Raw genomic sequence first — 18,392 nt, 5'->3', positions numbered from 1 at the left:
GAATTAATTAAGATACTGTTTTAATATTTTCAACCCAACTTTTAACTCATCCAATGAATTTGTAGAAGAAAGTGCAATACGCAAATACTTATCCGGATTGGTCTGACCGCTTAGAAAACGATTAGAATGAAAAACTCTAATACCGTGCCTTTTCAAATCCATAAGAATTGAGCCCATTTTTTACATTTTGGGGGTATTTACTTTTCTTAGCTTGATAGCGATGTGGCGGGACCCCTACTTAATAAATAGTAAATTACATGCTGCTAAAATGATTCTTCAGCTTCTCTTAATCTTTTTCCTCTTTCATCTGTATAGGTAACTTCTTTAATTTCCAAAAACTCTTCTTTATTAAAAACAATCACTTCTCTTTCCACATGTAAGCCTAAGGAAAAAGCATAATCTTCCTCTATTACTTCTTTCATAGGACATAAATCCTCATAAAACAAGATACTTTTAATTGGAACTTCTACTGCAACTTGAACCTCTTTACAATAACGATTAGGGTCAATAGTCAACGAAGACAACATATTAGTTTTTATTTTAGATGAGTCTTTATAAAAATAATCTAGCTCATTTTGATTTAATCCCCGATATAGTAATACATTGTTTGTTCTAAACTCTGGTTTAAGTTTTTCTTGTGTTACATTATATAGCCGAGCAATTTCCGTTTTCATTTCTTGTTCAATCATTTTATAACCTGGTTTATTTTTAATTTTGTTAATAATGTGTTCTCGATAACCAAATGTTACGTTAAATGGAACCTCAAAAATAGAGCATACCATTTCAGTTAATAAAAATTTTGCTTCTTGTTCATCAATCCTACCACCAACCCATGGAGATATGTTTTCAAATAACCCCTTTAATTCTGGCCAATCACCAAACAGTAAGTAATCCAAATATTTATTTTTAATATGAAGTCTCTGAACTAAATTCAATTTAATTTCACTCTCCTTTTATACAAAATAAGATAGTTTTTAGAGTTACTTGTCTTCCCCTTAATTCTACCACCAAAAAATTCTTTATTTCCAAAAAAATCTGACGCATTTTAAATAGGGGTACAGCCTAGATATACACGTATCTCGGCTGTACCCCAAAATAAGCTATTCCTTTTGCAGGATTGTGCAAAAGAATAGCCTATTTTTAATTCTATCTAGTAATCATTCCTTTTAAAACAAAGGTCACATTGGCTGATCTCTCAGCCAGATGTCTCATAAATTATCCATACCAGAGTTTGTTTAAGTCGTAGATTTATGACATATAAAGGGAAAGAACCTCATTGGTGTCTCTACAATATTCATGTTATGTTCCCTTCCCTGAATTAGATTACATTTTCTTGTTGAACAGTATATTGAATTAAGCTTACTGCTTGTTTAGCTGATATAGAAGCTTCAATTGGTGTATCACCTTCACTTATGACATACCCGAGCCTATGGTAACTACTAGAAACTTTCTCTACATGAAAAGGAAGATTAACAGTATGAATCTTTGCTACCCCAGTCACACTCTCCGCTTGTTCTACGTTGTGTACCCCTACATAGGTGCCTAATTGCTCCGGGATGCAAAATTGTATAGCAGCAGACTTAGATCGCTGCAATTCGATATGAATTGGCATTCCAACTGCTTGATCTAGAACAGCTTCTACCATATCCACTCCAGTAGCCATTTCAACTAAGTCTGGAATACAGTCACCCGCCAACCTTGGATTAATTTCCACTAAATAAGGATCATCATCTTTTACAATAAATTCTATATGCGCGGCCCCAGATTGCAGGTTAAATTCGGACAACAGTTGAACACAATACTCTTCAAGATTTTTAATGGGACTTAAATCTTTTGAAGTCACATGACCGCTTTCCACTGCATGAATACCATAAATATCTTTTTGAGTTACTGAAATGAGCTTCCATCCTTCTGAAGTGTATAACATCTCTGCGGAATACTCTGCTCCCTGTATAAATTCTTCAATTAACCATTTTCTCTCTAGGCTATATCCTCTTTCGTTGATATTCCTTACCATTTCAGCTTCTAAAGCGCGTTTGAGGTCACCCTCACTATTACAGATAGATACTCCATTGCTTCCGCTATCGTCTACAGGCTTTAATACGCAAGGAAACTTGATATCTATATTATCTCGATTCGTATCAGGATCAACTATTGCAAATCCAGGTTGCTTAAATAATAGATCTTGAGCTCTCTTATTGAAATACTCTCTCATAAGATGCTTATATCTAACTAATTTTAAAGCATGTAAATCGGTAGCTGTCAGCTGTAAATTCTGAGCAATTTGTGTCGCCGGAATTAGGTGATAGTCATCAAATGCCAACACGCCATCAAATATATAATGTTCATCTGAGATTTTAGACATCATCTTTTCAACATCGTATGTGTCTATCGTTAGGATCTCATCCGCAATATCTAAAGGATTATTCACCTTTATTGCATCGTATTGTTTAATATCGCTGGTCCAAAAATGGACTTTATATCCCTTCTTTTGAGCGATTTTCATTGCCTTTGCACCAGTTCCAGTTGTATTAGTTTCAATAAATAAGATATTTTTCATTCTACTTAATCTCCTTTAATATTTGATAATTTTAGGCGTAACAGAGTTCCTTGAGAATGGGATTAGGACCTGTGTTAAGGGCTTCTTGAAAAACATTTTTAATTACTCCAGCTGCTAGAGCTATATCAACTTCTGTAATGTGCTGATGTACGACTGCTCGTACTACATTTGGCAACCATGGGAACACTAATATTCCTTTTTGCTTACAGCGTTCTGCAAATATCTCAGAAGTGATTACAAGATTACTAATATCAATGAATAGTATGTTGGTTTCGACTTGATCTTCGGCTATATGTATTGCGTCATGATTGTTAAGGTGACCTGCTAATAATTTTGTTAGTCTGTGATCCTCACGAAGTCTAACCATGTTGTTCTCCATGGCATAGTGTGCTGCACGTGCATACATTCCTATTTGATGCAAGCCGCCACCAAACTGTTTACGGTACTTCTTCGCATTACAAATAGCCTCATGGGTTCCCATTAACATGGAACCGAACGGAGCACCTAGACCTTTTGCAAAACACACTGTAAATGTATCTACATTTTGAGCATATGTACTTAAGGGAACCCCTGTTGCCATATGAGCATTAAATAACCTTGCACCATCCATATGAAGGGCCAAATTATATTGCTGAGTGCATTCTCTTAGATCTCTAATGATTTCTAGGGGGAAAGTCCGCCCCTGGTAATAATTAATTGTGTTTTCTATACTTACTAATTGAGGCTGGGCATATAAGTAACCACGTGGTTTAGCATGGATTAATTTTTCAACAATATCAGCCGTCAATAAGCCATCGGATGTCTTCGTAGTATTTAGTACCACTCTATTTAACATGACGGTTGAAGCACTCTCATAGAAGGAAATATGATAATTGACCTCAGTAATTATCTCATTTCCTTCCTCTACTTGACTTCTTATAGCTAATTGATTTGACATAGTCCCGCTTGGGATAAATAATGCTCCTTCGACTTGAAATAGCTCTTTACAATATGCTTCCAGCATATTCACACTTTCGTCTTCGCCATAGCAGTCATCTCCCATTTGTGCTTCAAACATTGCTTGTTTCATTAGCTCTGATGGTGTAGTTAGAGTATCGCTTCTTAAATCAATCATTTAAATTCACTCTCCATAGTTTTCATTTTTCTCATGGTCTGTATTGTTATTAAAGATATTGATGCTGCTAACACGTATAGTGATTACATATTGTTTATACTTTGGAAATTACAATTTCATCTCCTTCACTACCCTCACCTTGCTTTTTAATGCTAAGTATGCCGAGTGCCGTTAATACAATAGGAATAGCCAAACAAATCCCTACTGCATAATATGCTTGTACAATATTACGCTCACCGAGATATCCTATAGCGATAGATGCTACGATACCAAGTATGAGTCCTAGCATAGAAATTAAAGTCATGACTCTTCCTACAAAGAGTTGGTCTACGTACTTATATACGAGTGACTTAGATAGCACTTTTACATTTCCTACAAAAAAACCAATGATTATGTACAAGATAAAGGCCTCGGAGTACCGACTAGATGTACTAAATAAAATGGTAAATCCACCTAGCATTAAAAATGAAAGCATTAAGTAATATGCAGAGCCGTTTCGCGCTGACAGCCATAAACAGAAGGCTACTGAGATGAAGCTACCAATGCCTGCTGCACTATCGATTAACCCCAATGTAAACTCATTTCCATGTAATATATTCGAGTTAAACGGAGCAATTAAGATATTAATGGAACTGAAGAAAGGAGTAGCAACACAAGCTGCAAGCCCAAGACATAGCAAACCTTTATTTTTTATGAAGTATTTCCATCCAACTGTAATGTCTTTGAAATAATTCTGATAACCAGTATTCTTAGCAGAAACATGTTGTTCTTCTACATAATGCTTACATAGTCTAAAGTATAGAAAAGCACCTAAAAGGTAGACAAGACTGGTAAACAAAAGAGTAAAATTTGTTCCTAGATGTTTAAGTAATAGACCTGCTAAGATAGCTGAACTCATAAGTCCCACCTGCCATGAGGCTTGTGTGAGGGAAGTCCCTTGCATATATTGGTCCTTTTCCAGCATGACTTTAATCATGCTTTCCGCGGTAGGTCCCAGTATGTACCACACGATGTAGCTTAGAAAAATTGAAGCGTAAACTACAAATAAGGATGAGATTCCTAAATAGCTCAATAATGGCACCATTGCAATGAATAAAAACCTAGCTATATTGCATGCAACTGCAATCTTAGCTTTATTAAATCGATCAATTACCACCCCAACTATGGGAGCTAGAAATACAGAAGGCAACATTGTAACGATGAGCATATAACCAATCGACATAACAGATCCTGTGCTCTTAGAGATAATAACAATGCTAGCTAAACTAAAGATCCCTTCTCCAAACATAGTGATAAGTGACGCAATAAAGAAAGATAAAAACGTTCGGTTTTTAAGAATATAAAGTTTTTCCATGTTTCCCCCTTTTTAAATCGTAGGATACGATATAAATACCTAAAAAAAGAGTCATCCTCTTGGATTTATATCGTTTAATACGATATAAATTACCGATAAATTAATTTATATCGCTACATACGATATAATAACCTAAACTTAATACGCTGTCAAATAAAAATTCTAACTATTTCCAATAAATAAAAGAAAACGACTTCTTTAGGGCATTACATAGGATGGACATACTTAACATTTGACATTTCAATGTAATTGTCATAATATTTCGTTTCACACGATATAAAGGGAGGGTACATATGATATCACAGAAACTAAATAAAGCATGGACAGATATTTACTATAGCTTGCATTACAATTATAAAGAGGTACTTACACATCAAAATATTCGTTTTCTTCAAATCATCAGTAAAAACGAAGATGTGACCATACACTTTCTTTCTAAGGTAATGGCACTATCACACAATACCACTTCAGAACATGTTCAAAGACTCGAAAAAAAAGGGTATGTTATTAAGAAAAGAAATGCAAAAGATGAACGGCAAGTGATTGTCTCTCTAACGACAAAAGGACAAGATGCGTTAAAGCAGCATACTGAGCTAGATGAAGAAAAAATAAATCAAATCTTTGAATCCTTAACAGTCGATGAACAAGACAAGATACTTGATGCTTTTAACACTCTTGGCGAAAGTGCAAAGAAACTCTTTCCTGACAACTAAATAGTAGAACTTGACCGAAGGGATGCTATATTGCATCCTTATTCATCTGAAATTTATTACATTTGTTAATATTAAGTGTCCAGAAAGTCGTACCTTTTGAAACATTGAAATACTCCTAAAGAAATAATTAGTCAAAAAGAACTGAGGTCAATTATGACTTCAGTTCTTTTTGTATTGGCGCTAGTTTTTAGGATGCATTAAATCTAGAGTCTAATTTCAAATGTCCCACCATGATAATAATTATTACCTACTTTTAATAAAGTGGTATACGTTCCTGGAGCATACGTAGAATTAATTGGTGCAGTAAATGTTCCTATACCTTTACTAGAATTTGAATCATTGACTTGTTTAATAAGATATAGTTCATTGTTGTAACCAATACGATAAATCCTAAGAAGACCAGAATCTATATAATTTTTTCTTATTGTCGCACTAAACGTTTGTCCCTGTCTTAAATTCCCTACTGCTAATTCTGGCATATATTCTGCATTATGATGAATGACTCGATAATCTGGGAAACCCCAATCCGATGCAGCTGCTACTTGATTCGTAGGTTTAATCATTTCTACTGCAGTCAATCCTCCTACTGCTAAAGCTCCTGTAAGTACTAATGCGCTAATTTTTTTCATCGTTAACTACCTCCCATATATTTCTGTTATTCAGAAAGCCCAAATAATAGAAAATTTCTTTAAGATGGAATCTTATAATGTATTTTTTATTTTACTCGGCCATACCCTGCAATATATTTGCTCCAATAAGAACTATTTAAACTAGCTTCACCAACACCAGAATTACTAGCATTATAAAACTTATTATTACCAATATACATACCAACGTGAGTAATACCTGATTTGCCTGGAACTGTACCTTTAAAGAAAACTAAATCTCCTGGTTGAAGTGCCTTTCTATCGATACGTGTAGTTTTGTTATATTGATCTTGTGCTGTACGTGGTAGTTTAATCCCCTGTGTTCCATATCCCCATTGCATTAAACCTGAACAATCAAATCCAGTTTTAGGACTATTCCCCCCATATTTATATGGTTTACCTTCATATTTTTTCATCTCTGCATAGACTTTGCTAAATTGGCTCGCAGTTATTGATTTTGTCTTAGAAGCTGATATCGATTGTATTGTATTTCCATTTTGAGAAACACTATCAATTTCATCTGCAGAAGCAAAACCACTCCCCGATCCTAGCATGACACCAAAAGTTAATGCCCCAATTAAAATTTTCTTCATAAATTTCTCCTCCTATAATCTTTTGTAAGGTTGTATCCCTCTCGATTAATAGGATAATTCGAATATAATTATAAACAAACATAATAAATTAGACAGTATTCTACATATTTTTCATATTTTGTATTTATATTAGTGTTTTATTTTACTATCTTTGTTTCAATTCAATGAATTAAGGGATTAGATTAATTATTTATGCAAGAAAAGTATAAAAATAAATAATTTGAATATTGTGATATTTATTGATAAATAAAGATAACTATTTTATGTAAAACTTAGTTTAACTATAACTTTATTTTGTCAAACTGATATTATTTTTCTTTTCATTTTATAGCGAAAAAAACCAGTAATACCATAGAAAAACGCATGATATCACTGTTTAACATTTTGTATGTTTTGTAAAACTCATTTTTTCTTTGTAATCTTTAAATGTGTTCCAAAAAGGTGTTCCTTTTGATACAACATTCACGAAAATGTTTGTAAGGAGTGTGTTTTTTTTGAAAGTCCATGAGCTTAATTTGTTATGATATATAATGTAAATGAGGATATTCAGATATGGATTAAGTTCAAATAAGCAGTTAATATAAATCAAATTTTACGAGGGGGAAAAATTATTAAAACTTTACTTTTTGGTAATGGGATCAATATTCAATATGGGGGGGGAGAAAACACAAATAAATCTATTATTCTTCGAGCGATAAATAAAACTTACAATCCTGATTTTCCAAAGCATATTATAATTGAAGAGCCGGAAGATCTTCTATCCTTGCTAGGTAGATTGTTTATGGCAGTTAGAGAGATACTAAATGGAAAATACGATAATTACACAACTTGTTCTTATGAAAAATTTCATCTGGAAGATTTTAAAAGAAGATATAAAGTGTTTGAAAGTATTAATATAACTGATATCGGATTTGAAGATTATTATTTAATTTATGACTTAGTTTGTAATAAAAATAATATTGTCAATCCTGATAGATATTATATTAGAGAGGCTTTAAAAGCATTTTTTATATATTCAATTTTTAATAGTGGGAAAGTTAATAAAAACCATGAAAATTTTCCTCTAGAGTTAAAAACATTCTTTAACCAGTTTGATAATCTATTTACCACGAATTATGACCAAAACATAGAGGTTTTCACTAATAGAAAAGTTAATTATTTGCATGGATCATTTAATGTAAGAAAAGAAATATACAATAAGGAATCTTTTAGAAATAAATTATCTGATAGCCCAATTAAAGATTTTAATATAGATGAAAGATATTATTATTTATATTCTAATGTTTTAACTACCTATAGTGGATATTTGAAAAAATCTAATATTAATGAGGCTAGGAATGCAAATCAAGCTTTTGAAAAGATGGTAGTCGCGTATTCAACTAATGAGGAAATAAAAGAGACTGTAGATAAATGGGCTACTAATGATAATCACATGTTAAGAAATATTGCTGAAGGGGTTAAACTAAAAAAAGAAAATAAAGATTTATACTTTAAGGAAAGTTATCCAATTAAAGAGTTCGAGGATATAAAAGGTGAAATAGAAATCGTGGGATTTTCACCTAATAACGATACTCATATTTTTCAGGGTATAAATGACAATTTAAAGCTTAAATCAATTAAATATTACTATTTTGCTAAAGAAGAAGTACAAGACGTTCAACAATTGTTAAGCAATCATGAAGTGATTTTTGAAGAAGTATCATTATTATGGAAAAAGTATAAATAAAGGAGGAAATAATGAATATAAATGCAATAAATGTGCTAATAGAGATGTCTGGAAGTATTATGAGTCCGACAAATGTATTAAAACAATATCGACAATTAACAGACCCTAAAAGAAAATACTTATACAGCAAGGTAAAGCCAATAATTAAAAAATATGAAAACACCCGGAATGATAAGACACCTTTATTAGTGATAGATTTGGGTATCTATTCAGCTGACAATAATATTGATCCTGCCGTAGCTTTAATGATTGGCATAAACAAAGGGAAAATAATTTAATTGCATACAGGTAAAAAGGAGAAAGAACTCGTATAAAAACCAGTTTGTTTCTCCTTCTTTAAATAGAAATCATATTTCTGAATGCTGATTTTTATTTTATATTCATTAATATAGCATCCTATAAATGCATTATGAACAAGTTTGTGTCATTTCATCCAGGTGGAGCATTTTATGCCTTTCCATCCATTGAGTCAACAAGATTAAGTTTACAAGTGTTTGCAGAGCAGCTGTTGTACCTGGAGACGTATTCAGCGTATTATTAATAATCGTTAATAAATGTGTAAAAAAAGAACTTGTAGGAATCCTACAAGTTCTTTTTAGATATTGTAAAAAGGTGAAACAAACTATCTCATAATTTGAATCGGAGCAAACACTATAACCACGGGTTGATTTTATTATACACTGGATCTTAAAATATGCGTCTTTTATATTTGAAAATTTCGTGAATTCGAAAAAGGATAATAAATAACCATCTTGAACACCTAAAAAATCTCAATTGAATACTTTGAACAAAACACTTTAAAACAATATCTATATCATAATAAATGATAAAAAATATAAGAATAGGTAAATAGAGAAGAATGGTGCATTCTTACTGAAAGACAACTATCTATACTTAAGAATAATATATATGTTTAGAATGTAGATATAGATATACGTAACTATTAATCATAAGGATATCCCTCTATCTTAAGCCAGATAATCCTCTTTTCTTTTTTAATGGTTTAAATATGAATTAATGTGTAATTTCTATATAACAAAGAATAAAGGATCTACTTTCATAGGTATTTTATTGAATTTGACTGATTGTATATCTGGTTGTAATTGCGATTGCTCCTAAAATTGCTTCTCCTGGTGTTATTCGATTAAACATACCTTTCACCCTTTAATAATATTTAATTTTTGTTACAAAATAAGCTATCTGGTACTGGGGTAACGTCAGGAAAATGCAGACTTATAACACTAAGCCCATTTTCAAGCCAATTTCCCCATTTCAAACCATGTTAAGAAATTTCAATGGTCTTAAAGAATCTAACAATACCAGTTTTTCTGAATTAAAATGGTATTCTCCAAGTAAATTAATATGTTCCCAACCTTGAGATAACATATGATGCAATAATTCTTCATTATTATTTTTATTGTTCTCTTTTACCATATGTATTATCCCCTATATCATAAATATTTTTATTATTAGATGTAAATATAATATAATAAAGTTACTTATTTTTATATGAGTATTAAATGTTCTTTCTAATAAATAAATTTGCTTTATAGATTCTACACATTCAATATTTCAAACTATCTTCCATGAAAATTTGTTTTTATTAACCAAAGGGGTTGAACTAATGTTAGTTATAAATGACTTAAAAATTAGCGGTATTGGTGGTATTAACCATTTAGAAATTAAATTTAATAAAGGATTAAATTTAATTTGTGGACCAAACGGTGTAGGGAAAACAACAATTTTAGAAAGTATTGCTGAAGTTTTTAGTGATGGAACCAGCAAAATACTTAAAAGAAATGCAAATTTTCAAGAAGGTAAATGTGAAATAAATTACTCTACTAAAGATCAGGAAAATATCTCATCTACATATACCTTACTCAACTTTGAACCTCTTCAAAGTGTTGGTTGGCATTCAGAGACTGGGGATTTAGCCAATAATCTTATATATTTTAAAACTGAACGATCATTCTCATATCAAAGTCTAGACGCTATTTCAAAAGATCCACAGAGAGAATCTTATCAGGTGAAACAGAATACACCTCAAGGAACCCAATTTTCTGACTTTAAAAATTGGTTTATAAATAGATACGTTTTTAGTCATATAAATGATCAACCTAATGCATCTCAAAAAAAGAATATGGAGCTTGCAATAGAATGCTTTGGAATTTTAGATGAAAATATCCAGTTTAAGACTGTTCAAGGTGATACATTTGATATTCTATTAGAAACACCAAACGGACAAATCTATTATGAATATCTATCATCAGGCTTTAAATCCTGTCTATTTATTATACAAGGATTAATAAAGGAAATAGAATTTCGATTTAAAAAAGAAAAAAGTATAAGTGTTCGAGATTTCGAAGGATTAGTTCTAATCGATGAATTAGACCTTCATTTACATCCACATTGGCAATCAAAATTAATTCATTTATTAAAGAAGGTTTTACCAAAGGCACAAATTATTGCTACAACTCACAGTCCACATATGATCCAAAATGCTGAAATTACTGAACTAATTCCATTAGGAATAGATCAGAATGGACAAGTAATTGTTAGAAAGTTACCAAGCAGTCAATATGGATTTCAAGGGTGGACAGTTGAAGAAATTTTGATAGATGTTATGGGATTAGAAAGTACTCATTCTCCTATTTATACAAAATCTCTAAGAGCATTTGAACAAGCTATAGAGAATGAAAATACACACGAAATATTATCAATATACAAAAAATTAGACTTGATGTTACATCCAGGTAATCCACTCCGTAAAGTTTTAAACTTACAAGTTGCACAATCTGGGGGGAAAATAAATTGATTCGTTTACATCGTCCTGGCCGTCCACAACAACTTACAGATGTAGAAAAAGATAGATTAACTAAAGAATTCATTAATAATAAGAAAAATGTTTGGGCAAAATCTTATATTAAGTCCGCCCTTTTAAAAATGTCCCACAATAAATGTGCTTACTGTGAATGTAAACTAGACAAAGAAAGTCAGTATATGGAGGTAGAACATTTCTTACCGAAAGATGATTATCCTAATCAGGTAGTAGAATGGGATAATTTATTACCTAGTTGTAAAAGATGTAATTCAACCAAAAGGAAGCATGATTCAAATATAGAGCCTATAATTAATCCCGCTAATGACAAGCCAAATGAACATTTAACAATGTACAACAGCTACTGGATTAGAGGGAAAGATCAAAAAGGCAAAACAAGCGTCAGTGTCTTAAATTTAAATCAAATTGATAGATTAGTACAAGTACGTATGAATATTGGAGTACAGGCAATTCAAACAATAGAGTCATTATTAGATCGTGCTGAAAACTTCAACAATGGTACTGATTCTACAGCTAGAAATAGAAGTGCTCTTATAAATGGAAGTATACAATTACTTAAAGAAGCTCAACCAGATGCCCAATTTTCCGCGACAGTGGCTTCAATTTTATTTACAAACACTGATTTTTATAGACTAAAAGAAATAATGACTAATTGTGATTTATGGGAATATGAACATCAAAATTTACTAGCTACTGCAGAGAAAAATGCATTAATCGTGCCCCAAAAAACCAGTACTGTCATTTGAATATCGTTTAAAATATGTAAGAACTGAAAATATAATAAAATGATTAAATAATGAGTTCAAGTAAATAAAAAGAAACTACTGGAGCTTGGGTCCTATCAGAAGTAATGATGTTTTCTCGGCTTAGGAAAGTGAGAAAATACAAAAAAATAATACATGGAGATTTAGAGAATTTCAATACTTAAATTTGAGATTAAAAATCAACCTTAAAGGATAGAATCCCCCCATTACCACAATTAGGATTGAATTTTGAAAATCAGGTTAAACTCGTTAATGATAAAAGAAAATGGCGATTATCAATTCTCAAAATAATAACAGACGATTACTAACAGATGAACAAAAAGAAACTTATATTATTTTTCAGGATGGGACTATAAAAGCCGCACTAGAAAGATCTGATGTACTCTTCTTACTTGAACAACTTAGCGATACCATAAAAAACTAAAAATCCAAAAAAACTTGTAGTAATTACTACAAGTTTTTTTATATGAAAATAAATGCATATGAATATAAAAATCCAATCTTACAATGCTCGTTTGTAAAGGTATACCTTTATAAACTATAGGGCTCTATCTATGAAACGTTGGAATATCAAGTTTACAAAGGTGACTCGAATTATTTTATAAACGTTTATTTTTAATTAACACCTTTATAAACAATAATGGTATAATTGTGGTAACAAATGTAAGGAGAATACAAAACGTGGCAAATATTTATGGATATATACGTGTAAGTACAAAAGATCAAAATGAACAACGTCAGTTACATAAGATGATGGAACGAGGAGTGGAAGCTCGACGCATTTTTGTCGATAAAGCAAGTGGACGACATTTTGATCGCCCTCAATATCAATTATTACGAAAGATATTAAGTACAGGTGATATTGTTTACATAGATGCCTTAGATCGTATGGGCCGCAATTATGATGAGGTAATTTCAGAATGGAAGTATATAACAAGAGAATTACAAGCTGATATCGTAGTTTTAGAAAATGAAACCCTGTTTGATAGTAGGAAATTTCGTGATATGGGTGATATGGGACGATTAATGGAAGATCAATTTTTATCATTGCTTTCTTATGTTGCAGATCAAGAACGAAAAAAAATTCATCAGAGACAAGCGGAAGGGATTGCGGTAGCTAAATCTCAAGGAAAACATTTAGGCCGTCCTCAGGTAAACCTTTCGACCTTAAGCAAACAACAAATACATATAATAGAAGAAACTCATTCAAAATGGAAAAGTGGAGAAATAACTGCTGTTATGTTTATGGAAATGTTAGAACTAAAGAAAAACACATTTTATAAAATAATGAAGGAATATGAAGAGACCAAATAAAACATATGAGCCGAATATTCTTTAGAGTAAGAAATTCGGCTCATTTTATGTCGAATTCTGCTTAACATATATTTTCGTTAAAATGCGGACGGTACCCCTTGTAGATTTTTGATACAAAAAAAGAATCCTTATAATAAGGATTCTGCAACAGGAATATTCTTTATTTTTCTTCGATATCATCTGGTATTAAATATTTAAAATCTGCACCCAGTGATGGAAGGTTGTTCTTTTCACTTTTCATCCTTACAAAGAGCAAAACCCATAATTTGTAGATTTATTATTCTCCTCCCTCTGTCATTATAGCTCTGTAAACTTTTTTATTCATCTCGTGTTATTCCACGAATAGTTTAAGGTATAAGCACTTTTTATTTGATATTTAGTGCTGATTCACTGAAAACATATATTCTTTGTATGTTTTTCGTGTGGATAGAATAAGCCCCATCATTAGCATATTCGAAAATAAAGAGCTTCCGCCATATGATAAAAATGGAAGTGCAATACCTTTGACAGGCATTAATCCCACAATCATACCGATATTTTGAAAAAATTGTAACATTAGAACGCCTACAATTCCTGCGCATAGTAAGGTGCCGAATAAATTACCTGCGGAATTACCAATTATAAGTATTCGAAAAAGCAGTAAGAAGAATATGCATATTATAAAAGTGGCAACTATAAAACCGCCTTCTTCGGCAATTGTGGCAAAAATGAAATCAGTATGTTTTTCTGGAATATAAACATTTCCAGAACCGAAGCCTTTTCCTTCTACCCCTCCACTACCAACAGCTAAAAGTGATTGTTGAGTTTGATATCCCTGATCTGTATGCTGAAATGGATCTAACCAGCCTAAAATTCGCGATTGTTGGTGAGGCTTTAATAAAGTAACTAACTTATTGAAGAAAATATCTGGATATTTTACGTATATAAATATTAAAGCAGACAATACAGCCATAGGAATTCCTGCACATAGTACGATTAACTTTTTTTGAATTCCTGACATAAATATAATACATGCAATGGCTGCTATATATAGGAACACCATTCCCGTATCGGGTTGACTATATACAAGTAACGCTGGTGGAATAGATATCAAAAATATTTTACCAATCAAAAGTAAATCAGTTTGAAATGTCCGTGCCATATACTGTGCATTATGTTTTACGACTAAACTTGCGACCAGAAGAAGTAAGGCAAGCTTAAAAAATTCAGCTGGTTGAGTAGCACCAATAATTGGAAATCTAAACCATCTTTTTGCACCTGATATTTCAGGTGTAAAACTTGATACTGGTAATACCTTTAAGATGATAATTGAGATGAACCCCACAATATAAATCGGCCAAGCTAATTTTTGTAATTGATCTAAATCGAGATTGGCAACAATTAATAATAAAACAAATCCGATGGCGTAATTTATCATTTGTTTCATAGCAAAATTTTGGTTACCATATTGCCCGGTTTGCTGACTACTGTATATTGCAACAATACTGGTGACACATAATATGAATAAAATGAATATTAGTTTCTTATCTAATTTTTTTAAAAAAACTATTTTCCCCACCAGTTCACCCCCCTAGACATTGTTGTATTTACTATTTATAGGAACCATCCTATTTTTAATGTGTACATTAACATTTATTAATATAATTTTACAATAATAAGGAGAGATTGAACATTCTCAAAATTATCCATACTGATTAGACTACTTTAAAAAGGTGTATGATTAGTGTGGATAAGCAGAGTTTATTTAAATAGAGACATTATCAACCTAATATTATTTTGTTGAACGTGAAATGGTACCTACGGTAAAACCTAAATTCTCGTGACTTGGTGGAGTACTTTTTAACTCCTGCCTACTTTGCATGAGTCACTCCAAACTTATCTGAACCAGACATGTAGTCAGACTATTTTTAGAATACGGGTATCACTATGACCTGATTTAATAGATCTCTCACATGAATCTTAAAGTTCTTACATTAAAAATTTTCTGAATTATATTTTGGGTTTTTCCGGAGAAGTTCTTCAATAAGTTTTGCTTTTTCATTCACCTTTGTTGCATATGTGAAATCACCATAACAATATGGATACCTAAAATTATTTTTATTTCCACCACAAGTGTACATCTCAGGATTGTGATCAACTTTCATCTTAGAAAAATTTTTGGCCGAATCTTCCGAGTGTTGTTTAACTTCTTGACTAGCAATAAAATCAATATACCCTGGTCCCATATTATAGCTTTGAATAATTGTATCCATGCTAACATCTTTTTCCGTTCCATATTTGTACATTTGAGCAAAGTGTTTTATCCCTTGTTTAATGCTCGAGCTCGTCTCTTGAATTTCATTTGGCTTTAATCCAAGTGATTCAGAAGACTGCATAGGGTCGTTACCCTCACCTCTACTCTCTTGGTACATAATTCCTAATACAACTGCTGTTTTCTCTCCTAAATTATATTTCTCTAATTCTCTTTTCAAAGTGGGCTCATATTGCAATAAACGTTTTTCGGTAGCAATCACTTTATTTCTTTGAATATTGGTTTTATGTTTAACATAAAATATTCCGAGCATGGTTCCTAAACCTAAAATACTAATATAGAATAATATAATAAATCGTGTTTTAATCGTATCCTTCATACACTCCTCCTTGTATTAAAAATTCGTACCTTTTCGGACTCAAAATTATTTCTTTTAGGTGCAAAGTTTAATATAGAAATTTAAAGAAAAACAACCGCCTGAATTGGAGGTTTTTTCAAAGCGGGTCATTCTTTGAATCGTTTCCGTCCCCCTACAAATGTCACACTTTTTTTTTGAACCTTGCTGTTCTTTGTTTTGCCCAATTGATACATTTCTTTTCAATTAAATGATACGATAATATAGAACAAAGTATTGTCGTTGTAATACATAAGATAAGAAGAAAAAGGGTGGGTATCTTTGCATACAAAAGTTTAAAGAGTACCATCGTGATTGGAAAATGACATAAATAGATACTATATGAAATTTCCCCTAAGTATACAAATACACCCTTATTTAAAATAGCTTTTACCTTTAGGTTATTCATTGCCATAATGATTATTATACTAACACCAATTACGACTCCCCAATCTTTTAATAAGAAAGTAGTATCATTACTAGAAAGCCCATAAATCATAATGGAATATAGATATAGAAAGATCCCTAATGCGATAAGAAGTTTTCTGTTTAAGTTTTTCATACTTCTATATAATTGAGTAAATTCTTCCTGGTGTTTAAAAAGTAGCATTCCCATCATAAACATAGATGTGAAATGCAGTGTATCGGCATAACCATTATAAAACCCCTCAGCTTTCCCAATATGCAACATATTAAGGAAAATACCAATTAAAGAAAAGCTCATAGCAAACAGTATCGTTTTCTTCCAACTCTGTTTATAAAACAGAAGGAATAACAAGGGAAACACGATAGATATACGCATTTCTTGAGCTAATGACCAGATAACCGGATTATAATTATCCGTAAAAAAGTTATTAAGAAGTACAAAGTGATTCATAATATCTAATTTTGTTATAGGTCCTTGCCACTTATCATAGAACCAATCTCGTAGTCCCGTAACTTCATATGGTGAAAACAAAATAAATAAAGCAAAGGTAATGATTATCCAAAAATAATAAGGAATATAGATTCTTACAAATCTCTTAATTAAATATCCCCAATAATTTGTTTTTGAATGATAAAGTGCCATAGATAACACAAAACCACTTAGTACATAAAAAACGATTACGGCTTCTCCACCCGCCCATAAAAACCTAAGCGGGGAAAATTTAATAGAGTTAGGCAACGATGGTAACATTAAACAAAAGTGTCCAAATACCACTGTGATAGCCGCTAGTCCTCGTATTGAGTCTAATTCGTTTATTCTCTTATTCATAAAGTGTTCTCCTTGTCAATTGTAGATTTAGCTGTTAATAAAGGTCATTTAAACCCTCGATACTACAAAAAAAGTTGTGTATCTTTTAAAGAGATTTTTCATATTCAAGCATAAATTATAGAATAATTATCGAAAGAAAAAATAAAATTTATCTAAAGTTTTTTTAAAGATGGTATTCCAATTTATTGAAACGCATAAACATACTTATTTATTTTAAATGTTAAAATCTGTATTTGTTCACAGCGTTTTTGTTTAACAATAAAGAAAAATATGTTGCAAAAACAAAACTGCTTTTGTATTTAAGCGTTTATTTAAACCCACAAGGCTGAGTAAGGTACCAGTGGCTGCATGAAGTTTACTACATAATTATACTAAGGGAACCCTTGCTACTCGTTGACTGATTAAAGTCTGTCTGTTGCTCTGCCCATTGAACACCCTTATTTCCAGGCCAACCTGAGGTATTAGCAACAGGTTTTAATAGATCTGGTCCTTTTAAACTTTTCTGTAAACCACGGTTATATGCACTTGTCATATTAGATATTGCAATTCGAGTATTGGTTTCTGCATTTTTCAAATCTTCGTTCGTTAAATCTCTGGGTGCTAATCCACCTCGATGGATTTGAAGCAGTCCAAGGGATGTGCCCTGATCTCCAACTGCATTTGAATCAAACTTGCTTTCAAGGTGCATATCCAACCATAATTAGTGATTGAGTATGTCCCTTCAATTTTTCGGTTATTTTTTTCCTCTGGAACAGGACTGAAGTTTGGTCTTGTTTTTTTGTTTGAATTTTTCTGAAGAAAGGACTATTTGGGGTCACCTTACATGCCCATCAACTTAAGAGCCAAAACAAAATGCACTTTCGTTCAT

At 31.8% G+C, this 18,392-nt stretch carries 17 protein-coding genes and 4 pseudogenes; 9 read left to right on the top strand and 12 right to left on the bottom strand.

The features are described from left to right. Positions 1–3 precede the first annotated feature (3 nt). From DN393_RS31840 to DN393_RS00865, 5 genes and pseudogenes are all read right to left on the bottom strand, one after another. Positions 4–159: pseudogene (locus DN393_RS31840) on the bottom strand (aminotransferase-like domain-containing protein); the annotation flags it as partial. Between the two features lie 104 nt (positions 160–263). Then, positions 264–935, bottom strand: a complete 672-nt coding sequence (locus DN393_RS00880) for a hypothetical protein (RefSeq protein WP_149173225.1) — start codon at positions 933–935, stop codon at positions 264–266. A gap of 383 nt (positions 936–1,318) precedes the next feature. Further along, positions 1,319–2,560, bottom strand: a complete 1,242-nt coding sequence (locus DN393_RS00875; protein WP_149173224.1) for an ATP-grasp domain-containing protein — start codon at positions 2,558–2,560, stop codon at positions 1,319–1,321. A 31-nt stretch (positions 2,561–2,591) separates the two neighbouring features. Continuing rightward, positions 2,592–3,674 (bottom strand): threonine aldolase family protein, encoded by a 1,083-nt coding sequence (locus DN393_RS00870; protein WP_149173223.1) that lies wholly within the window; start codon positions 3,672–3,674, stop codon positions 2,592–2,594. Positions 3,675–3,768: 94 nt separating this feature from the next. Then, positions 3,769–4,962: an MFS transporter gene (locus DN393_RS00865; RefSeq protein ID WP_255449637.1), complete on the bottom strand. Its 1,194-nt coding sequence runs from the start codon at positions 4,960–4,962 to the stop codon at positions 3,769–3,771. Positions 4,963–5,321: 359 nt separating this feature from the next. Here DN393_RS00865 and DN393_RS00860 point away from each other — a divergent pair, with 359 nt between their 5' ends. Further along, positions 5,322–5,741 carry a MarR family winged helix-turn-helix transcriptional regulator gene (locus DN393_RS00860; protein ID WP_149173222.1) on the top strand — a complete coding sequence of 140 codons (420 nt, stop codon included), beginning with the start codon at positions 5,322–5,324 and terminating at the stop codon, positions 5,739–5,741. A gap of 203 nt (positions 5,742–5,944) precedes the next feature. Here DN393_RS00860 and DN393_RS00855 read toward each other — a convergent pair whose 3' ends face one another. Further along, positions 5,945–6,370, bottom strand: a complete 426-nt coding sequence (locus tag DN393_RS00855) for a DUF5065 family protein (protein WP_149173221.1) — start codon at positions 6,368–6,370, stop codon at positions 5,945–5,947. An 86-nt stretch (positions 6,371–6,456) separates the two neighbouring features. Continuing rightward, positions 6,457–6,981, bottom strand: a complete 525-nt coding sequence (locus DN393_RS00850) for a C40 family peptidase (protein WP_149173220.1) — start codon at positions 6,979–6,981, stop codon at positions 6,457–6,459. A 781-nt stretch (positions 6,982–7,762) separates the two neighbouring features. On the opposite strand from DN393_RS00850, the gene DN393_RS00845 reads away from it, so the two are divergent. From DN393_RS00845 to DN393_RS31835, 3 genes and pseudogenes are all read left to right on the top strand, one after another. After that, complete coding sequence (locus DN393_RS00845) at positions 7,763–8,707, top strand: hypothetical protein (protein ID WP_218944220.1); 945 nt, start codon at positions 7,763–7,765, stop codon at positions 8,705–8,707. An 11-nt stretch (positions 8,708–8,718) separates the two neighbouring features. Then, positions 8,719–8,985, top strand: coding sequence for a hypothetical protein (locus DN393_RS00840; RefSeq protein WP_149173218.1), 267 nt, complete (start codon positions 8,719–8,721; stop codon positions 8,983–8,985). A gap of 152 nt (positions 8,986–9,137) precedes the next feature. Next, a pseudogene (locus DN393_RS31835) lies at positions 9,138–9,227 on the top strand (hypothetical protein); the annotation flags it as partial. A 752-nt stretch (positions 9,228–9,979) separates the two neighbouring features. Here DN393_RS31835 and DN393_RS31320 read toward each other — a convergent pair. Then, positions 9,980–10,141 (bottom strand): hypothetical protein, encoded by a 162-nt coding sequence (locus DN393_RS31320; RefSeq protein WP_179958483.1) that lies wholly within the window; start codon positions 10,139–10,141, stop codon positions 9,980–9,982. 190 nt (positions 10,142–10,331) lie between these two features. Here DN393_RS31320 and DN393_RS00835 point away from each other — a divergent pair, with 190 nt between their 5' ends. From DN393_RS00835 to DN393_RS00825, 4 genes are all read left to right on the top strand, one after another. After that, the gene (locus tag DN393_RS00835) at positions 10,332–11,522 is read left to right on the top strand and encodes an AAA family ATPase (RefSeq protein WP_149173217.1); all 1,191 of its coding nucleotides are present in this window, start codon (positions 10,332–10,334) and stop codon (positions 11,520–11,522) included. Further along, positions 11,519–12,292: an HNH endonuclease gene (locus DN393_RS00830; protein WP_149173216.1), complete on the top strand. Its 774-nt coding sequence runs from the start codon at positions 11,519–11,521 to the stop codon at positions 12,290–12,292. Before DN393_RS00835 ends, DN393_RS00830 begins: the two co-directional genes overlap by 4 nt. A 283-nt stretch (positions 12,293–12,575) precedes the next feature. Beyond that, entirely contained in the window at positions 12,576–12,734 is a 159-nt protein-coding gene (locus DN393_RS31315) for a hypothetical protein (protein ID WP_179958490.1), read from the top strand. Between the two features lie 257 nt (positions 12,735–12,991). Then, positions 12,992–13,624 (top strand): recombinase family protein, encoded by a 633-nt coding sequence (locus DN393_RS00825; RefSeq protein WP_255449630.1) that lies wholly within the window; start codon positions 12,992–12,994, stop codon positions 13,622–13,624. A 376-nt stretch (positions 13,625–14,000) separates the two neighbouring features. On the opposite strand, the gene DN393_RS00820 is transcribed toward DN393_RS00825, so the two are convergent. After that, a complete protein-coding gene (locus DN393_RS00820; protein ID WP_149173214.1) occupies positions 14,001–15,185 on the bottom strand; it encodes an FtsW/RodA/SpoVE family cell cycle protein in 1,185 nt (394 codons plus the stop codon). A 155-nt stretch (positions 15,186–15,340) separates the two neighbouring features. Between DN393_RS00820 and DN393_RS31830 the strand changes: the two are divergent. Next, positions 15,341–15,427: pseudogene (locus tag DN393_RS31830) on the top strand (IS6 family transposase); the annotation flags it as partial. Between the two features lie 170 nt (positions 15,428–15,597). Here DN393_RS31830 and DN393_RS00810 read toward each other — a convergent pair. The 3 genes and pseudogenes from DN393_RS00810 to DN393_RS00800 all read right to left on the bottom strand — a co-directional run. Then, positions 15,598–16,254 carry a lysozyme family protein gene (locus DN393_RS00810; protein WP_149173213.1) on the bottom strand — a complete coding sequence of 219 codons (657 nt, stop codon included), beginning with the start codon at positions 16,252–16,254 and terminating at the stop codon, positions 15,598–15,600. 160 nt (positions 16,255–16,414) lie between these two features. After that, positions 16,415–17,524: an acyltransferase family protein gene (locus DN393_RS00805; RefSeq protein ID WP_149173212.1), complete on the bottom strand. Its 1,110-nt coding sequence runs from the start codon at positions 17,522–17,524 to the stop codon at positions 16,415–16,417. Positions 17,525–17,921: 397 nt separating this feature from the next. Then, positions 17,922–18,203: pseudogene (locus DN393_RS00800) on the bottom strand (transglycosylase); the annotation flags it as partial. Positions 18,204–18,392: the final 189 nt, after the last annotated feature.

It is taken from the genome of Bacillus sp. BPN334 (assembly GCF_008368885.1).
Classification (GTDB): Bacteria; Bacillota; Bacilli; order Bacillales; family Bacillaceae_G; genus Bacillus_A; species Bacillus_A wiedmannii.
This window is presented reverse-complemented; position numbering and strand designations above follow the sequence as displayed.

Coding starts and splice junctions, on each gene's coding strand:
- DN393_RS00875 (WP_149173224.1), bottom strand. CDS start 2,560: ATGAAAAATATCTTATTTATTGAAACTAATACAACTGGAACTGGTGCA.
- DN393_RS00870 (WP_149173223.1), bottom strand. CDS start 3,674: ATGATTGATTTAAGAAGCGATACTCTAACTACACCATCAGAGCTAATG.
- DN393_RS00865 (WP_255449637.1), bottom strand. CDS start 4,962: ATGTTTGGAGAAGGGATCTTTAGTTTAGCTAGCATTGTTATTATCTCT.
- DN393_RS00860 (WP_149173222.1), top strand. CDS start 5,322: ATGATATCACAGAAACTAAATAAAGCATGGACAGATATTTACTATAGC.
- DN393_RS00855 (WP_149173221.1), bottom strand. CDS start 6,370: ATGAAAAAAATTAGCGCATTAGTACTTACAGGAGCTTTAGCAGTAGGA.
- DN393_RS00850 (WP_149173220.1), bottom strand. CDS start 6,981: ATGAAGAAAATTTTAATTGGGGCATTAACTTTTGGTGTCATGCTAGGA.
- DN393_RS00845 (WP_218944220.1), top strand. CDS start 7,763: ATGGCAGTTAGAGAGATACTAAATGGAAAATACGATAATTACACAACT.
- DN393_RS00840 (WP_149173218.1), top strand. CDS start 8,719: ATGAATATAAATGCAATAAATGTGCTAATAGAGATGTCTGGAAGTATT.
- DN393_RS31320 (WP_179958483.1), bottom strand. CDS start 10,141: ATGGTAAAAGAGAACAATAAAAATAATAATGAAGAATTATTGCATCAT.
- DN393_RS00835 (WP_149173217.1), top strand. CDS start 10,332: ATGTTAGTTATAAATGACTTAAAAATTAGCGGTATTGGTGGTATTAAC.
- DN393_RS31315 (WP_179958490.1), top strand. CDS start 12,576: ATGGCGATTATCAATTCTCAAAATAATAACAGACGATTACTAACAGAT.
- DN393_RS00810 (WP_149173213.1), bottom strand. CDS start 16,254: ATGAAGGATACGATTAAAACACGATTTATTATATTATTCTATATTAGT.
- DN393_RS00805 (WP_149173212.1), bottom strand. CDS start 17,524: ATGAATAAGAGAATAAACGAATTAGACTCAATACGAGGACTAGCGGCT.